Genomic DNA, 16,840 nt, shown 5'->3' on the forward strand with positions numbered 1-16,840 from the left:
TCTTATTCAGAATATTTCGTGATAAGGCGCACCATTAATTCATTTAACAATTCAACTTCATAATCACCTACAGTGGCTTCTAAATGATCATTTCCTATACCACTGTCATTCGTAATAAAGACATAAGTCCCATTGGTCGCAATAGCGAAATTTCTCATTAAAAATTCAGTTTCTTTATTGATGCCACTTGCCGTCACCGGGATAAGTTTTATACCTTTTCCCGCAGCCACGCGGATATCTCGATGAAGCTGATCAATAATTTGCCCATCATCATGCGGTGGTGCATCCAATAATAAGAAAACGATCCTTGATTTTGCATTCTGTGACCACTGGAAATCGTTTATCGCAATATCTAAAGCTGAATGCACTGCTTCCGGAAAATCCCCACCGCCATTTGCGCTTTGTGCGTTGATAAAATTTACCGTTGTATTGATATCACTGGTGAAATTTGAAAATTTCGTCACATATTCATCATCAACATCGCGATAAAAAACAGTTGAAGTATATATTTTTAAAGAATTATCAACTTCTTTTACTTTGCTAATAACACTTTTAAGGTCTTCCTTTAGAAATTCCAATTCGTCGCTCATCGAACCTGTGGCGTCCACTACAAAGCTAATTTCTATTTTATTAGCAGGTTCCTGGTTTGTCGCTATTGTTAACTTGTTGATCCCTTCACTAAAGCCGATCACAGATTGGTTCAATTTTTCACCGTTTACTATGAAACTTAATTCTGAAATTTCAGCAGCATCCTGAGCGAAAATTGCAGGCCATAATTCAGCTGTACCAAAATTATCTGTTATCGCAGTCCATACAGTCGTATTATTTTTATTCTGAAGTTCAACCTTTACATTATTCAAAGGATTGCCAGATTCATCGTTAACCGCTACAGAAATTCGTTTTTGAGTATAAAAATCCCAACTGCTCGTGATTTCAGAAAATTCCTGGTTATTGGTAATATCGCCCCAAAATTCCCAGTTATTTAAATCATTCCATTCCCCCGCTGTAATTTTTCCAGGTTCGAATCCATCGTCCTGGCCGGAACCGGAAGGCTCTCCAGAATCACCGCTGACATAATCTCCAGATTCACCTTCGGAACTATCAGGCGATGGTTCAAATGAATTTTCCGGGGTAGTACCAGACTCTGAAATCGAGTCTGATTCGCACGAAATAAGAAATACTGTGATTAAAAAACAAAAAAGGTAGCATAATTTTCTCATGTCGAATACGTGTTATAAGGTTAGCTGTATCAAAAAGATGCAATAATTCTAAAATGGTTGCGTAGCATTAAAGTTCAATTTATTATAATAGAAAAACCCCTCGTAAAAACGAAGGGTTTGTAATTTGAAATTTTGAAATTCTATTTCTTTTCCTTTACAGGCTCATTTAACTTTCTGGACATATCCATCGAAATGGAAGACCTGTCAAAAGTAATTTTTCCTGCTCCGGTTTCAATAATCACCGAATTATTTTTTTCGCTGAAATCAATAACCTTACCGTGCATCCCACTTTTAGTGATCACGCGATCTCCCTTTTTAAGAGACTCGGCAAAAGATTTTTCCTGTTTCGCTTTTTTCATCTGTGGACGTATCATAAAAAAATACACTACCACAAACATTAAAATAATTGGTGCAAACTGTGTTAATTGATCCATAAATGCTTTCTAGCTTGCGTTTTCGGTTTCACCAGCTTCGATAAAAGCTTTTATTTTAATCTGATCTTTTCCGTTTTCAGTATTTGAACTAACCGTAACTGTTTTTGTAACCTGTCCATTCCCAGAGCCATTAAACTTCACTAACATCTCACCTTTTTCACCAGGGGCGATAGTTTCATTCTTAGGATATGTTGGCACAGTACATCCACAGGTGCTGGTTGCATTTGTAATTACTAAAGGAGCGCGTCCAGTGTTTTCGAATTTAAAAACATGCTCTACATTGGTTCCTTTAGCGATACTTCCAAAATCAAATTCACTTTCTTCAAATTTAATTTCAGGATAAACAGTATCTTTAGAATCACGCTCTGCGGCAACTTCTACGTTCTCCGCTTTCACCTTATCAGAGGCATTATCTTTACATCCTGTAAACAGCATCGCCCCTACCGCTGCAAACATTAAAATTGCTTTTTTCATAGTATGCTTATTTTGTTGATTTTAAAAGGGTAAAATTAATAAATTTTCACGACTACATTAAGCCTCTACCAGTTTTATTTAACTTTTTACTTTCTTTATATTCTTTTGAAAGTTTATCTAATACACCATTTATAAAAATACTGCTCTTTGGAGTACTGTATTCCTTCGCGATTTCGAGATATTCATTGATGGTTACCTTAACCGGAATGCTTGAAAAATGAAGGAATTCACAAATAGCCATTTTAATAAGTACCATATCCACTTCAGCAATCCTGTCTTTATCCCAATTAGGTGTTTTTCCCAGCATTTCTTCGGAAAGATCCTCGTCGTTTATATGGGTTTTTCTGAATAATTGAAGCGCAAACTCTTTGTCTTCATCATTTTTAAAAAGCGAGGCCACCTTTTTTTGTTTTCCGGAAGTTTCTTTTAACTTCTGAAACATCTTCAGAATAGCCGTATTTACCAGGGGAAGATCATCCAGCCAGGTAAGCTTTTTATCTTCTAAATATTCATACAACTTTTCATTGGGTGCAATGATCTCTTTAAAAATGAGGATAAAAAAAGCCTTATCTTCTTTAAAGCTGCTTTCGCGGGTAGACATATATTCTTCGTAGGCCAGGCTGTTCTTTATTTCATTCCATATAATCTGCACATATTCATCGTCCTTTTTCCATTGGTTGATTTTATGCTTTTCCAGGGTGTTTTGTAAACTCTCATTTTCTTCGAGAATTTCAAAGACCTTATTGTCCAGAAATTTGCGACTGGGGTCTTTTTCTTCGCTGGTGGCGAGATGTTTCTTTTGGGAAATTTCTAAAAAGTTTTCCGCATGCACTTTAATTTCAATGATCAGGCTTAACTGAAGTAAAAACAGATCATACATTTCGCGCATACTCTTCTGAAGAAATTTTTCTTCCACGCTAAGATTGTCATTTTGGCTTTGGTTAAATGCATAAAGCGATTGCATTACCTTCACACGAATATGTCTTCTCGTCAACATAATTTTAAAGAACTTTTTAGAATGAATAGGGCGAAAGTAAACTTTCGCCCTGCAAAAATATCAATAAATTAGAACTGACTAATTTAAATGTTGTTTTTTTCTATCCTCAATACGCTGTTTGGCTATTTTTAAAGCGGCAAAATGCGTGGTAATATCTTCCTTCTCTGCTTTTTCCAGAATTCTCAAGGTCGTGTTATAGATATTTTCAGTTTTCCGCATGGTTTCCTGCCGATCATAATTCTCAAGCTCTGCGTATACATTAATTATTCCACCTGCATTGATCAAAAAGTCTGGCGCATAAACGATTCCCCGCTTCTGAAGGATCTCTCCATGAGCCACTTCATCTGCTAACTGATTATTGGCCGCACCGGCAATAATATCAACTTTCAATCGATCGATGGTATCATCATTAATGGTTGCACCCAAGGCACAAGGCGCATAAATATCAACAGCTGCGGAATAGATATCCCTTTCCGTATAAATATGTGCGCCATATTGTTTTTTCACCTGCTGCAACCGTTCTTCATTGATATCTGCGATAAAAACTTCAGCGCCATCCCCCGTAAGATATTCCACCAGGGCTTCCCCAACATGACCAATTCCCTGAACCAGCACTTTTTTACCTTCGAGGTCATCACTGCCATATTTATATTTAGCAGCAGCTTTCATTCCCATAAAAACACCATAAGCGGTAATTGGAGAGGGATTTCCTGCCCCACCTTTGCTTTCAGAAATACCGGTTACATAGGGTGTGACTTCTCTTACTATATCCATATCTGAAGTTTCCATGCCCACATCTTCCGCAGTAATATATTTCCCCCCTAATGAGTGCACAAATTCTCCAAATCTTCGCATCAGTTGTGGAGTTTTATCTTTCTTGGCATCTCCCATGATCACGGCTTTTCCTCCGCCAAGATTAAGGCCGGTAATGGCACTTTTAAAACTCATCCCCCGGGAAAGCCTTAAAACATCGTTTACCGCTTCCCATTCGCTGGTATAATTCCACATTCTGGTTCCTCCCAAAGCAGGGCCTAAAACCGTATTGTGAATACCAATAATTGCCTTTAAACCTGTATCTTTGTCGTTGCAAAAAACGATTTGCTCGTGTTCATCAAAGGACACCTGGCCAAATACCGGAGCGGCTTTTTTAAGTTCTTTTGCATTTAGAACGTCAACTTGCATATTTTGTTGATTTTAATTAAAATCGGATTATGAGATTATCAGAAATCCGCTGCAAAAATAATAATATTTTAAAACAGAGGGATTTAAATGCTGTTAAATTAAATTATCCTCAATTTTCCCTGCTTTCTGAATGAAAAATTTGAAACATCTTAATAAGTACTTCTATAAATACAAATGGAAACTGCTTATAGGACTTGTCATTACTATTGCCGCCAGAATTTTTGGTATTTATTATGTCCCGCTAATTGGTAAGAGTACTGTGGTTATTGAAAAATATATGAATGGCCAAATAACCGATGTGGCCACAGTAAAAGATGAGCTATTGTTCAATATCCTGCTAATTGTTGGTACCACTTTAATTTCAGCATTTTTAACCTTTATCATGCGCCAGACATTTATTGTGGTTTCAAGGCATATGGAATATGACCTTAAAAATGAGGTTTTTCAGCATTATGAAAATTTATCTCTCAATTTTTATAAAAAAAACCGTACCGGGGATTTAATGAACCGGATTAGCGAAGACGTCTCCAAAGTTCGTTCTTACCTGGGGCCAGCCATTATGTATAGTGTAATGACGATAACCTCAACGGTAGTGGTACTTATTTTCATGGTACGATCTGCACCCATGCTTACGCTATATACCGTTATCCCTTTACCTATACTTTCATTTGCCATCTATAAACTTAGTGTGGCCATACACAAAAGAAGTACGGTAGTACAGCAATATTTATCCAGGCTAAACACTTTTACCCAGGAAAGTTTTAGCGGGATTGCCGTGATCAAGTCTTATGGGATTGAACCTCAAACAAACGCAAATTTTACCACGCTTTCCAATGGAAGCCGTGATAAAAACCTGGACCTGGTAAAAGTGCAGGCCTTCTTTTTTCCATTAATGGTCTTATTGATTGGAATTAGTAACCTAATCGTTATCTATTTCGGCGGAAGTAGGGTTATATCTGGGGAGATTGCCAATATCGATGTTCTGGTGGAATTCATTCTCTATGTAAATATGCTTACCTGGCCGGTGGCCTCTATTGGTTGGGTGACTTCTCTGGTACAGCAGGCGGAAGCTTCCCAGGAAAGGATCAACGAATTCCTTTCTGTTGAATCTGAAATTACCAATCCAAAATCTGAAATTGACGAGATCAACGGGAAGATTGAATTCAAAAATGTTAGCTTCACCTATGATGATACCAATATTACCGCACTTAAAAATGTTTCCTTCCAAATAAATAAAGGAGAAACCCTGGCCATTATTGGTAAAACCGGATCGGGAAAATCTACGATTTTGGAACTTATTGGCAGGCTTTACGATATTGAAAGCGGTTCTATTTTAATCGACGACCGCGAAATTAATACCCTGAATCTAGAAAGCCTTCGGAAAAGTATTGGATATGTACCCCAGGATGCATTTTTATTTAGTGATAGTATTCGGAACAATATCAAATTTGGAAAAGCAGACGCTTCCGAAGAGGAAATTATTCAGGCGGCGAAAAACGCTTCCGTACATAAAAATATAAAAGGCTTCAGCCAGGGCTATGATACGGTCCTGGGTGAGCGCGGTATTACCCTTTCCGGCGGACAAAAACAGCGTGTTTCTATCGCACGGGCCATTATCCATGAACCGGAAATTTTACTTTTCGATGACTGCCTTTCCGCGGTAGATACGGAAACCGAAGAGGAGATCCTGAGCAACCTTTTCAAGATAAGTAAGAATAAAACCACCATTATCGTAAGCCATCGAATTTCTTCAGCAAAAAACGCAGATAAAATAATCATCCTTGAAGATGGTCAAATTGTACAGGAAGGCACTCATAACAAGCTTTTACATACAGATGGCTACTACAAGGAACTTTATGCAAAACAGTTAAAAGAAAAAGAAATGTGAAAATTTTTTGTTATATGTTAAAAATTTTTGGATTTTTGACGTTGACAAATTAATCAATCAAAGACTTTATTTTATGAGCGACAAGGGAATGATGGAGAAAGAAGAAATATTCTCTAAAGTTTTACGAGCTGGAAGAAGAACTTACTTTTTTGACGTAAGAGCTACTCGTGCAGACGACTATTATTTAACGATTACAGAGAGTAAAAAATTTACTAACGACGACGGCTCTTTCTATTATAAAAAGCACAAGATCTATCTTTACAAGGAAGATTTTGATGGTTTTAAAGAAATCCTTGCGGAAATGACCGATTATATTGTGAACGAAAAAGGTGAGGAAGTTATCAGTGAACGTCATCAAAAAGATTTCAAGAAGGAATATGAAGATGATGAAATTGATGGCGCCGAAACCGTTTCAGCGGATAGTCCAAAGAAATTTACCGATGTAAGTTTCGACGATATTTAGAAAAAAGAACATCAATACTACCAAACCGTCCTAAATCAGGACGGTTTTTTTATACTAAAGAAATTATTAGGTTTCTGATTTAAGAAAATAAATATTTTATTATATTCGTTTTACTCTTCCCTACAAGTTATTTTAATTTTAACATTTTACATAAATTTATTAATTAATCCCCGACTGGGTTTATATTCTATAATAAACTCATTAAGTCATATAAATAAGGGATTAACACTTTATTATTTTATTCACAAATAAATTATTTTATTAATTTTATGTTAATTTTTACATCTAACCGTTTTAGTTTCATTTTTTGATTTTATTTTACTCTAATCAAATTAATCACTAAAATCATGAAAAAACATATATTATTACTTGTTTTCACCTTCTCAGCCTTTTTCAACTGTTATTCTCAAAATGAATGGAGATTAGAACTAAATGCTGGTGCAAATGTCGGAGATTATTTAAATGATACAGGTATTTCAGCTGGAGCTGATGTGAGTTATCTAATACCGATAACTACCAAAATTTCAATTGGACCCACTACTGGATTTTCAAGACTTTTCCTCAACAGTTCTGATGATTTCAATTTTCTTCCAATTGCCGCTTCTGGGAGAATTTCTTTAAACAATAATATTTTTATAGGTACAGATTTAGGGTATTCAATAATATGGATTGACGGTTGGGATGGAGGATTCTATTATAGGCCAAAAATTGGATATAAATTCAATAAGTTTAATCTAATTGGTTCTTATAGTACTATAGATCAAAATCCAGAAACTTTTTCTTTTGCGAAATTAGGTGTAGAATTTAGACTTTAACGTGTTTTAAACGCAGTAAGGCAAACCTAATAACGATTAGCGTAAATCCAGAACCAGTCTTTATTTTTTAAAAGTTTAATTTACCTACGATTGTATTTTATAGACTAATTGAAAAAACCGTCCTAAATCAGGACGGTTTTTTTATATTATAGCTTTAAATTATTTTACATGAGATCAATATTCGGAATTCTGTTAGTGTTCAGTTTTTTAAACCTGCAAGCCCAAAAGGATAGTCTTCAAATGCACTATTATCTGCCCCAGGATATTTCTTATAATCTTACAATCCCCACTCCCGAAGAAATCATTGGGTTTGTGCCCGGTGAATGGCATGTAAGCCACGACAGGTTGATCACATATATGACGAAACTTGCTGAAGTTTCCCCGAGAATAAATTTACAGGAAAGGGGTTTTACTTATGAAGGCAGGTCTTTAGCATTGCTGATTATTTCTTCAGAAGAAAACCTGAAAAATATTGATAAAATTAGAGAAGAACATGTAAAGCTCATTTCGAAAAATTCCGAAGTTTTGAATACTTCTACAATGCCTGCAGTTATTAACCAGGGATTTTCCATTCATGGAAATGAACCCAGCGGCTCCAATGCCGCTTTGATTTATGCCTATTATCTGGCTGCAGCTGAAGGAGCAGCAATTGAAAAAACCCTGAAAGATGTGATCATTCTGCTCGATCCCTCGTTTAATCCAGACGGGTTACAAAGGTTTGCCTATTGGGCAAATACCAATAGAAGTATCAATTTAAATACAGATCCCCAGGACAGGGAATTTGATGAAGTTTGGCCCGGTGGGAGAACCAATCATTACTGGTTCGATATGAACCGGGACTGGTTGCCGGTACAGTTGCCTGAATCACAGGTTCGCATAAAAACATTTCATGAGTGGTATCCCAATATCCTGACAGATCATCACGAGATGGGATCAAATTCTTCTTTTTTCTTCCAACCGGGAATACCGTCGAGAACACATCCGCTAACGCCACCAATAAACCAGGATCTCACCAAAGAAATTGGCACTTATCATGCGACAGCTCTGGATGAAATTGGATCCATGTATTATACCGAGGAGGATTACGATGATTTTTACTACGGCAAAGGTTCAACATTCCCAGATGTGAATGGAAGCATAGGAATCCTTTTTGAACAGGGAAGCAGTCGCGGCCATGCTAAAGAGACTGAAAATGGAATACTCACCTTTCCCTTCACCATTCGTAATCAATTTACCGCAGCACTTTCCACCTTGAAAGCAGCTGAAAATATGCGGGAGAAATTGTTGAATTATCAACGTGATTTTTATAAGAACGCCAGGAATTCAGCAAAAAGTGGTGCTTATGTTTTTGGCAATTCTAAAGATGCATTAAGTACTTATCATTTAGCTAAAATCCTAAAAAAACATCAGATAGAAATTCATGAAGTAGCGCAGGATTTTATTGAAGATGATAAGGTCTATAGAAAAGGTTACGCCTATGTCGTGCCAAAAGACCAAAGGCAACATCGACTGCTGGAAGCGATGTTCGAAACAAGGACCACTTTTGAGGACAGTCTGTTCTATGATATTTCTGCATGGACATTTCCCCTGGCTTTTGATTTAGATTACTCTGAAGATGTTTCTATGAACAGGGCAGGAAGTGAAATTGAAGTATTACAAATGCCCGGTTTTTCTGCACCGGAAAAAAGTAATTATGCCTACCTGCTAGATTGGAATAATTACTACGCTCCAAAAGCACTTAATCAAATTCTGCAAAAAGATATTCGTGCACGCGTTGCCATGAAAGAATTTAGTTTAGGAAGTAAAAATTTCGATTATGGAACGATCATGATCCCAGCAAAAAATCAGGAAATGAATTCAGATGAAATCCATCAATTCTTAACTGAAGTCTCAAAAAATAGCCATGTAGAGATTGTGGGAATAAAAACCGGAATGACCCACGGAATTAATCTGGGGAGCAGGCAGTTCAAAAATATCGATAAGCCAAAAGTGGCTGTACTTGTGGGTGGCTCTATAACGTCCTATGATGCCGGCGAGATTTGGCATTTATTCGATCAGCGTTATCAAATGAACATCACCAAACTGGATGTAAACAATTTTTCAAAATTTGATCTTTCTAAATACACTGATATTATTATCCCAAATACCTGGAAAGGCCTGGAAGATGCTGATGCTAAAAAACTGGAAGACTGGGTGAAGAATGGCGGGACTTTAATTGCTTATAGAAATACCGTGAACTGGCTTAATGAAAATAAATTTATAACATTTGAAACCAAAGAAAATAAATTAGAAGCAAAGGAAATTTCTTTTGAAGAAGCCGGTGATTTTCGCGGGGCGCAGGGAATTGGCGGGGCGATTTTCGAAGCACATATAGACCGAAGTCATCCTATTGCTTTTGGATATAAGGATGACAAAATTGCCTTATTTAGAAACACAACTATTTTTATCAAGCCAGATAAGCAGAGTTATAACAATCCTATCCAATACACTAAAAATCCATTATTAAGCGGCTATATAAGCAAGCCAAACCTGGATTCTATTGCAGAAACCGTTCCCTTCAAAGTAGAGGGCCTGGGGCACGGGAAAGTGATCCTATTTACCGACAATACAAATTTTAGGGCTTTCTGGTTTGGAACAAACAAGCTATTGATGAATGCTATTTTCTTCGGAAAAGAGATGTAGGTTATCCAATTCTTAAACCATTTTCCACTCTTTGATCTGTAGATAATAAAACCACATCATTATTATCGCCAACCGCGCCGAGTACCAGGCACTGGCTCATAAAATTTGCGATCTGTTTTTCAGGGAAATTTAGCACCGCCACGATTTGTCTTCCGGCAAGTTCTTCTGAAGTGTACCTTCTGGTAATTTGAGCAGAAGATTTTCTTTGCCCGATTTCTTTCCCAAAATCAATGGTAAGTTTATAAGCCGGATGTTTAGCTTCGGGAAAATTTTCCGCTTTAACAATTGTCCCTACCCTAATTTCAACTTTTTCAAAATCTTCCCAGTTAATTTCAGCCATTTCTTTTTTGTTTTCAAATTAGGCAATCCCAATTTATAATTTCGGTAAGAATTAGTTAATTTTAAAGAAAAAACCATGGCTCGCACTCCTTCCAATATGATGGCCCTAAATACCCCCGCCCCAGATTTTAATCTAATGGATGTTCGAACCACACATCTCACTACACTTCAAGATGTAAAAGGAGAACGAGGCACCCTGATTATGTTTATTTGCAACCACTGCCCTTTTGTAAAACTGGTTAATGAGGAAATTGTAAAACTCGCCAATGATTACCGGCCTTTAGGTTTTGGTTTTGCGGCAATTATGAGCAATGATGTGGAGAATTATCCTGATGATAGCCCCGAGAAAATGCGTGAAAATGCGAATAAAAATCAATTTTCTTTTCCCTATTTATTTGACGGAACCCAGAAAATTGCCAAGGCTTACGATGCCGCCTGTACTCCGGATTTTTTCCTATTTGATTCAGAATTAAAACTGGTGTATCGTGGCCAATTAGATGATAGCAGGCCCGGGAATGGCATCCATCCATCGGGCAGGGATCTTAGGGAAGCTATGGATGCATTATTAAATAACCGGCCAGTTTCTGCAAAACAAAAGCCAAGTATAGGTTGCAATATTAAGTGGAAGGAATAAAATTTCATAAAATTTTATTCCTTCCCCCTCTCCACGACCCTCTCCTAACAGGAGAGGGAGAAATCAAAATATCGCTGAGTGTAGTATCCTAACTTCGCGCCCGCTGCAATTACGATTTACAACGAAGTAATTTGAAATCTGCTTACTTCGTAGTCAATGCTTGTTTTCTACTCTTCTGCCAAACAATTTTAATTTATTAACCTAACCTTATAACTTTTCAAACTAATATTTTTTAATTTTAATGTCCTATAGAATTAATAGGATTATAAATTGAAAATATAAAGTTATGAGTGAATTAAAATTAGGAGATAAAGCACCAAATTTTGATGCAGAAACTTCAGAAGGGAAAATTAATTTTTATGATTATTTAGGTGAGAGCTGGGGGATCCTATTTTCGCACCCGGCAGATTACACCCCGGTTTGTACTACAGAATTGGGTACGGTTGCAAAATATAAAGACAAGTTTGCGGAAAGAAACGTAAAGGTAATGGCCTTAAGTGTTGATGGTGTTGAGTCCCATAAAGGCTGGATTAATGATATTAATGAAACTCAGGATACCGAGGTGAATTTTCCAATTATAGCAGATGAAGACCGTAAAATCTCCAATCTTTATGGAATGATCCACCCAAAAGCCGATGATACCTTAACCGTAAGATCTGTATATGTGATTGGACCAGACAAAACTATTAAGTTAATGATCACCTATCCTGCTTCTACCGGAAGGAATTTTGAAGAATTGATTCGGGTGATAGATTCCTTACAATTAACGGCATATCAAAAAGTAGCTACCCCGGCGAACTGGAAACAGGGCGATGATGTGGTGATTAGCCCCAGTGTATCGAATGAAGATGCAGATAAAATGTTCCCAAAAGGCTATAAAACGGTAAAACCGTATTTACGAATGACTCCGCAACCGGATAAAAAATAGAAATGTTGCCCTACTATATTCTTTTTTACGAAACAGTTAATGATTATTTAGAAAAGCGTGGCCAATATCGTGAGGAACATTTAAAACTTGCCAATACAGCCAGAAAAAATGGCAATTTGATCATGGCAGGAGCTTTTGCAAATCCTGCAGATGGAGCGGCTTTGATCTTTAAAGCTGAAAATGCTGAGATTCCAAAGGAATTTGCCAAAAACGACCCATATGTAAAAAATGGATTGGTCAAAAACTGGGAGCTTAGGGATTGGACAGTGGTGATAGGAAACGAAAACCCCGAGGCTGAGCCCTCGGGGAATTTTATAAATTAAATTTAATAAATGAAAGACTGGTTTTTACCAGTCTTTTCTTTTTCCAAGATGTTCGATATGCGCACAATGGTGCCGCCCGTGCCAGCTATACAAACCGCACATTTTTAAAACACTAACATTTGCCCCGGAGTCCGGATGAAGAAAGGATCTACTAAAATCAGCTTCTTCGAGATGATTGAGTAAAAAAATTAATCTTTCGTGCAGGCCATCCAGTTGTTTTAAGGAGGGTTCAATAGGTGAGAAATTACTATCCGGCAATTCCGCATAAAGTTTTTCATTATAAGTTTTAATAGTGGGATGATCTTCAGTTAAAGCCCATTTGAACCTCATCACAGCATGTGTATGGCTATCGGCAATATGATGCACCAGTTGTCTCACCGTCCAGCCTTCTGGACGATATTTTGTATCCAGCTGTCCATCTGAAAGATCCTCAGTTAAACTTCTTAAAGTTGCCGGTAATTCTTTTAAATTCTGAATCCATTCCAGCCGGGTCTCTGCTGATATTCGTTCAGGTAAGCTAAATTTTCCGATAGGATATTTTAAAAGTTCTAATTGCGCTGCAGTCATATTTAAAGATAAAAAAAACCCACTGATTGTTCAACGGGTTTTTCAAGAAAATACACTTAAAATTTTATCCTACTTTCATCAATTCTACATCAAAAATAAGCACAGCGTCTGGTGGAATCACACCCCCAGCGCCCTGAGAACCATATCCAAGATGGGAAGGGATCACGAAACGGGCTTTATCGCCTTCGCTCAAATATTGGATTCCTTCATCCCAACCTGCAATCACATGACCGGCGCCAAGAGGAAAATCAATTGGTTTACTTCTTTTATATGAAGAATCGAAAACGGTACCATCAGCCAACTGTCCTTTATAATGTACGGAAACGTTCTTCCCTTTTTCAGCAGGTTTACCCGTCCCTTTTTGAATGATCTTATATCGAAGTCCGCTTTCAGTTTTGTCAAATCCGGCAGCAAGTTCTTCAATGGCAGAGTCTGCTTCATTTTTAGATTGCTTTTCTCTCTTCAATTTTTCTTCTTTGAAATTTCTAAAAGCAGCGGGTGCATCAAAATTTTCAGCTAAAGTACCCTGACGGATAATTTCCAGCTTTTCAATTTTATCACCCTGTTCAATACTATCCACAACATCCTGTCCTTCCACAACATGACCAAAAACAGTATGTTTCCCGTCTAACCATGGAGTCGCCACGTGGGTAATAAAAAACTGGCTTCCATTTGTACCAGGTCCCGCATTCGCCATAGAAAGTTTTCCCGGAGCATCATGTTTCAATTCTGAATGAATCTCGTCATCAAATTTATAACCCGGTCCACCGGCGCCCGTTCCCTGAGGATCTCCACCCTGCACCATAAAATCTGGAATTACCCGGTGAAATTTTAAATTATCGTAATAAGGTTCTCCAGGTTTTTTAGCTTCATTTTCAATTTCACCTTCAGCGAGGCCTACAAAATTTCCTACTGTTCCGGGTGTTTTTTCAAATTCCAATTGTACCAGGATCGCTCCTTTAGAAGTATGGAATTTGGCATATAATCCGTCGTTCATTTCTTTATTTTTTTTGAAGTCCAAAGATACCCAAGTTAATTCTCATAAACCAATTCACCATTTATAAAAGTGGAGATAACTTTGGTTTCAGGAATGCTTTTTAGATCTGTTTCCATTAAATCCCGATCCAGAATAATAAAATCGGCAAATTTTCCCGGCTCAATACTTCCTTTCTCCTTTTCTTCAAAATTGGCATAAGCCGCCCAGATAGTCATTCCTTTTAAAGTTTCTTCCCTATTTAATTTTTGTTCCGGTAAAAAACCACCTTCAGGATAATTCTCGGTATCCTGTCTTGCCACGGCAGCGTAAAAGGTCAAAAACGGATTTACCTGCTCCACGGGAAAATCGGTTCCCAAAGCAACAATTCCGGCCTGATCCAATAATGTTTTGAAAGCATAGGCACCCTTCACGCGCTCTGCTCCCAACCTGTCTTCGGCCCAATACATATCACTGGTTGCATGGGTTGGTTGCACGGACGGAATAATATTTTTGCTGAAAAAATGAAAGTCGGCGGAATCGATCACCTGTGAGTGTTCAACCCTCCATCTCCGGTTATTAGTACCTGCAAGAAGTGAATCGTAGGTCTTTAAAACCACATAATTCGCGGAATCACCAATCGCATGGGTATTCATCTGAAAATCGGTTTTTGCGATTCTTGCTGCTGTTTGCTTTAATTCTGAAATTGGAGAAAGCATTGCACCAAAATGATGAGCACGATCTGAATATGATTCCTTTAAAGCAGCTCCTCGTGAGCCTAAAGCCCCATCACCATAAAATTTAACTGATCTGATATTGAGTTTATCAGTTTTATAAGCACCTTTTTCCAGATAATAATCGAGATTATCTTTAGTATTACTTATCATTCCGTAAATCCGTATTTTCAAACTATCACTTTTCTGAAGCTCATCGATCAATTCTAAAACCTCCCTGTCTAATCCTGCATCGTCTACGGTGGTTAAACCATAACTCACGCAAATCGCTTCCGCAGTGCGCAAAGCTTCTGTTTGGGTTTGCTTCCCGGGTTTTCCCGCAACATTCCCAATCAGTTCCATGGGGTTATCTATTAAAATACCTGTAAGCCTGCCCTCTTTTTGTTCAATATCACCACCTTCAAAAGAAGTTTCCGTAGTAATTTTTGCTATATCCAATGCCGCCTGATTGGCTAATAAAGCGTGGCCATCGATGCGGGTAATGGCCACCGGCGTATCTGGAAATAAATGATCCAGGGTATCTTTAGTTGGAAATTCCTTTACTTCCCAATCATTTTGATCCCAGCCGCGACCCAGGATAAAATCTACATTTTTCTCCTGCTGAAATTCTACAATTTTCGCAACTACCTCAGCAAAACTTTTTGTTCCCGTAAGATCTACACGTTGTTGCTGCATTCCCAGGGTATAAAAGTGCGCATGCGCATCGATTAAACCGGGGAAAACCGGTTTCCCTTTAGCATCAACTTCCTTTGCGAAATCATATTTGTTCCTTAGATCTTCAACATTTGAAATTTTCAAAAATTTTCCGTCTTTTACCGCAAAAGCTTCAGCAGTGTCAAAAGAATCGTTCACGGTATACACTTTTGCATTAAAGACTAAAAGATCAGCTTTTTCCTTATTGGAACCACAGGAAAGGATCATTAGAAAAAGCAAACTAAGACTTAGAATTTTACGCATGTGTTTTATATTTTGCCTAAAAATAAAGAAAGCTGGGAATTAATGGGCAATGCCTGAAGATTTCAGCTTAAATTGAAACACTATTTTCTTTTTAAATTCCTGAACACTTCATGAAAAAATATATTTTAATCTTTCTTATTCCTTTTATGGGCAAATCTCTGTTAAGTCAGGAAAAGGTGAGACATTTTCACGATTCCATAGGTTTTGCCAAACACGACTGGCAAATGGATAGCATTTTTGCCCGAATTGATTCCATCGATAAAATTGAAAATGAAAGAATTTCTAAGGCGGTAATCAATCCGCATGATGACTATAAATACGCGGGCGGACTTTATGCTAAAACCCTATCCGGAATTAAGGCAGATAAGATTATTTTAGTTGGAGTGGCGCACCGGGCAAGAAATTTTGAGCTGGCAGATAAAATTATTTTTGGTTCGTTTGATAGCTGGGAAGGGCCGTATGGCAAGTTAAAAGTTTCAGCCTTAAGAAACGAGATCATTTCAAAATTGAAAAAGGAAAGTTATGTGGTTCATGACAGCATGATGCAACTGGAACATTCATTGGAAGCGATCCTTCCTTTTCTTCAGCATCAAAATCCAGAGACTGAAATTGTGCCCTTGCTTATTCCCTATATGAAATTTGAAGATATGAAAGCTTTAGCGGCGGAACTTGCCGAGGAATTTTCAGAAATAATAAAAGAACAGCATCTGAAATATGGAGAAGATATAGCGGTGGTGATTTCCAATGATGCTATACACTACGGCAGTGAAGATTGGGGAGGTTCAAATCTCGCTCCTTTTGGAACCGATTCTATAGGGAATGAAAAAGCACATCAAAAAGATTTACAGATAATCGATGAAAGCCTGAGAGGAAAATTATCGAATGATAAGATTAAAATTTTCAATGAATATACTGTTGAAGCCGATGATTATAAAGCGTATAAATGGACCTGGTGCGGCAGATATTCAGTTCCTTTTGGATTGCTACTCGCCAATGACCTTAATAAAATCCTGAATGGAAAGGACCTTACCGGAGAATTTATCGATTATCGTTCCAGCATAAAAAACAAGCATATCCAGGTGGAAGATCTTGGAATGGGCGTTACCGCCCCCGCAAAACAAACACATTGGGTGGCCTATTTAGGGATGGGTTACCAATAAAAATTACTTTTGAAATAAACATAACGAGAATCCGATACAAACACCGATGAAGATATGCGGATTGCTCCCG

17 protein-coding genes are annotated in these 16,840 nt (G+C 37.6%); 8 read left to right on the forward strand and 9 right to left on the reverse strand.

Going from position 1 to position 16,840, the window contains the following annotated elements:
- Positions 1-2: 2 nt before the first annotated feature.
- From DHD80_RS16745 to DHD80_RS16765, 5 genes are all read right to left on the reverse strand, one after another.
- Positions 3-1,220, reverse strand: a complete 1,218-nt coding sequence (locus DHD80_RS16745; RefSeq protein WP_251742611.1) for a hypothetical protein — start codon at positions 1,218-1,220, stop codon at positions 3-5.
- A 140-nt stretch (positions 1,221-1,360) separates the two neighbouring features.
- Positions 1,361-1,654, reverse strand: coding sequence for a preprotein translocase subunit YajC (gene yajC / locus DHD80_RS16750; RefSeq protein ID WP_251742612.1), 294 nt, complete (start codon positions 1,652-1,654; stop codon positions 1,361-1,363).
- 9 nt (positions 1,655-1,663) lie between these two features.
- Positions 1,664-2,128, reverse strand: a complete 465-nt coding sequence (locus DHD80_RS16755) for a DUF1573 domain-containing protein (RefSeq protein ID WP_251742613.1) — start codon at positions 2,126-2,128, stop codon at positions 1,664-1,666.
- 52 nt (positions 2,129-2,180) lie between these two features.
- Positions 2,181-3,125 carry a transcription antitermination factor NusB gene (gene nusB, locus DHD80_RS16760; protein WP_251742614.1) on the reverse strand — a complete coding sequence of 315 codons (945 nt, stop codon included), beginning with the start codon at positions 3,123-3,125 and terminating at the stop codon, positions 2,181-2,183.
- A gap of 78 nt (positions 3,126-3,203) precedes the next feature.
- Entirely contained in the window at positions 3,204-4,307 is a 1,104-nt protein-coding gene (locus tag DHD80_RS16765) for a Glu/Leu/Phe/Val dehydrogenase (protein ID WP_251742615.1), read from the reverse strand.
- A 130-nt stretch (positions 4,308-4,437) separates the two neighbouring features.
- Between DHD80_RS16765 and DHD80_RS16770 the strand changes: the two genes are divergently transcribed.
- From DHD80_RS16770 to DHD80_RS16785, 4 genes are all read left to right on the forward strand, one after another.
- Positions 4,438-6,195, forward strand: coding sequence for an ABC transporter ATP-binding protein (locus DHD80_RS16770; RefSeq protein ID WP_251742616.1), 1,758 nt, complete (start codon positions 4,438-4,440; stop codon positions 6,193-6,195).
- Between the two features lie 73 nt (positions 6,196-6,268).
- Positions 6,269-6,658: a PUR family DNA/RNA-binding protein gene (locus DHD80_RS16775; RefSeq protein ID WP_251742617.1), complete on the forward strand. Its 390-nt coding sequence runs from the start codon at positions 6,269-6,271 to the stop codon at positions 6,656-6,658.
- 347 nt (positions 6,659-7,005) lie between these two features.
- The gene (locus tag DHD80_RS16780) at positions 7,006-7,473 is read left to right on the forward strand and encodes a hypothetical protein (RefSeq protein ID WP_251742618.1); all 468 of its coding nucleotides are present in this window, start codon (positions 7,006-7,008) and stop codon (positions 7,471-7,473) included.
- Positions 7,474-7,641: 168 nt separating this feature from the next.
- Positions 7,642-10,155: a M14 family metallopeptidase gene (locus DHD80_RS16785; RefSeq protein WP_251742619.1), complete on the forward strand. Its 2,514-nt coding sequence runs from the start codon at positions 7,642-7,644 to the stop codon at positions 10,153-10,155.
- A gap of 1 nt (position 10,156) precedes the next feature.
- Here the strand turns inward: DHD80_RS16785 and DHD80_RS16790 are convergent, their stop codons facing one another.
- On the reverse strand, positions 10,157-10,495 hold the full coding sequence (locus tag DHD80_RS16790; protein WP_251742620.1) for a tRNA-binding protein: 339 nt from the start codon (positions 10,493-10,495) through the stop codon (positions 10,157-10,159).
- Between the two features lie 75 nt (positions 10,496-10,570).
- On the opposite strand from DHD80_RS16790, the gene DHD80_RS16795 reads away from it, so the two are divergent.
- From DHD80_RS16795 to DHD80_RS16805, 3 genes are all read left to right on the forward strand, one after another.
- Positions 10,571-11,128, forward strand: coding sequence for a thioredoxin family protein (locus DHD80_RS16795; RefSeq protein ID WP_251742621.1), 558 nt, complete (start codon positions 10,571-10,573; stop codon positions 11,126-11,128).
- Between the two features lie 286 nt (positions 11,129-11,414).
- Positions 11,415-12,056 (forward strand): peroxiredoxin, encoded by a 642-nt coding sequence (locus DHD80_RS16800; RefSeq protein ID WP_251742622.1) that lies wholly within the window; start codon positions 11,415-11,417, stop codon positions 12,054-12,056.
- Positions 12,057-12,058: 2 nt separating this feature from the next.
- Positions 12,059-12,379, forward strand: coding sequence for a YciI-like protein (locus DHD80_RS16805; RefSeq protein WP_251742623.1), 321 nt, complete (start codon positions 12,059-12,061; stop codon positions 12,377-12,379).
- A gap of 24 nt (positions 12,380-12,403) precedes the next feature.
- On the opposite strand, the gene DHD80_RS16810 is transcribed toward DHD80_RS16805, so the two are convergent.
- The 3 genes from DHD80_RS16810 to DHD80_RS16820 all read right to left on the reverse strand — a co-directional run bounded on the left by DHD80_RS16810 (position 12,404) and on the right by DHD80_RS16820 (position 15,610).
- Complete coding sequence (locus DHD80_RS16810) at positions 12,404-12,946, reverse strand: YfiT family bacillithiol transferase (RefSeq protein ID WP_251742624.1); 543 nt, start codon at positions 12,944-12,946, stop codon at positions 12,404-12,406.
- A 64-nt stretch (positions 12,947-13,010) separates the two neighbouring features.
- On the reverse strand, positions 13,011-13,943 hold the full coding sequence (locus DHD80_RS16815; RefSeq protein WP_251742625.1) for a peptidylprolyl isomerase: 933 nt from the start codon (positions 13,941-13,943) through the stop codon (positions 13,011-13,013).
- Between the two features lie 35 nt (positions 13,944-13,978).
- Positions 13,979-15,610 (reverse strand): amidohydrolase, encoded by a 1,632-nt coding sequence (locus tag DHD80_RS16820; protein ID WP_251742626.1) that lies wholly within the window; start codon positions 15,608-15,610, stop codon positions 13,979-13,981.
- 110 nt (positions 15,611-15,720) lie between these two features.
- Here DHD80_RS16820 and amrB point away from each other — a divergent pair, with 110 nt between their 5' ends.
- The gene (gene amrB / locus DHD80_RS16825) at positions 15,721-16,770 is read left to right on the forward strand and encodes an AmmeMemoRadiSam system protein B (RefSeq protein WP_251742627.1); all 1,050 of its coding nucleotides are present in this window, start codon (positions 15,721-15,723) and stop codon (positions 16,768-16,770) included.
- Positions 16,771-16,840: the final 70 nt, after the last annotated feature.

The sequence above is a fragment of the Gramella sp. AN32 genome (assembly GCF_023718305.1).
GTDB classification, from domain to species: domain Bacteria; phylum Bacteroidota; class Bacteroidia; order Flavobacteriales; family Flavobacteriaceae; genus Christiangramia; species Christiangramia antarctica.

What these genes read in the sequence shown, in the direction of transcription:
- amrB (WP_251742627.1), top strand. Translation starts at nt 15,721, where the DNA reads ATGAAAAAATATATTTTAATCTTTCTTATTCCTTTTATGGGCAAATCT.
- DHD80_RS16805 (WP_251742623.1), top strand. Translation starts at nt 12,059, where the DNA reads ATGTTGCCCTACTATATTCTTTTTTACGAAACAGTTAATGATTATTTA.
- DHD80_RS16775 (WP_251742617.1), top strand. Translation starts at nt 6,269, where the DNA reads ATGAGCGACAAGGGAATGATGGAGAAAGAAGAAATATTCTCTAAAGTT.
- nusB (WP_251742614.1), bottom strand. Translation starts at nt 3,125, where the DNA reads ATGTTGACGAGAAGACATATTCGTGTGAAGGTAATGCAATCGCTTTAT.
- DHD80_RS16780 (WP_251742618.1), top strand. Translation starts at nt 7,006, where the DNA reads ATGAAAAAACATATATTATTACTTGTTTTCACCTTCTCAGCCTTTTTC.
- DHD80_RS16815 (WP_251742625.1), bottom strand. Translation starts at nt 13,943, where the DNA reads ATGAACGACGGATTATATGCCAAATTCCATACTTCTAAAGGAGCGATC.
- DHD80_RS16810 (WP_251742624.1), bottom strand. Translation starts at nt 12,946, where the DNA reads ATGACTGCAGCGCAATTAGAACTTTTAAAATATCCTATCGGAAAATTT.
- DHD80_RS16785 (WP_251742619.1), top strand. Translation starts at nt 7,642, where the DNA reads ATGAGATCAATATTCGGAATTCTGTTAGTGTTCAGTTTTTTAAACCTG.
- DHD80_RS16745 (WP_251742611.1), bottom strand. Translation starts at nt 1,220, where the DNA reads ATGAGAAAATTATGCTACCTTTTTTGTTTTTTAATCACAGTATTTCTT.
- DHD80_RS16820 (WP_251742626.1), bottom strand. Translation starts at nt 15,610, where the DNA reads ATGCGTAAAATTCTAAGTCTTAGTTTGCTTTTTCTAATGATCCTTTCC.
- DHD80_RS16765 (WP_251742615.1), bottom strand. Translation starts at nt 4,307, where the DNA reads ATGCAAGTTGACGTTCTAAATGCAAAAGAACTTAAAAAAGCCGCTCCG.
- DHD80_RS16790 (WP_251742620.1), bottom strand. Translation starts at nt 10,495, where the DNA reads ATGGCTGAAATTAACTGGGAAGATTTTGAAAAAGTTGAAATTAGGGTA.
- DHD80_RS16800 (WP_251742622.1), top strand. Translation starts at nt 11,415, where the DNA reads ATGAGTGAATTAAAATTAGGAGATAAAGCACCAAATTTTGATGCAGAA.
- DHD80_RS16755 (WP_251742613.1), bottom strand. Translation starts at nt 2,128, where the DNA reads ATGAAAAAAGCAATTTTAATGTTTGCAGCGGTAGGGGCGATGCTGTTT.
- yajC (WP_251742612.1), bottom strand. Translation starts at nt 1,654, where the DNA reads ATGGATCAATTAACACAGTTTGCACCAATTATTTTAATGTTTGTGGTA.
- DHD80_RS16795 (WP_251742621.1), top strand. Translation starts at nt 10,571, where the DNA reads ATGGCTCGCACTCCTTCCAATATGATGGCCCTAAATACCCCCGCCCCA.
- DHD80_RS16770 (WP_251742616.1), top strand. Translation starts at nt 4,438, where the DNA reads ATGAAAAATTTGAAACATCTTAATAAGTACTTCTATAAATACAAATGG.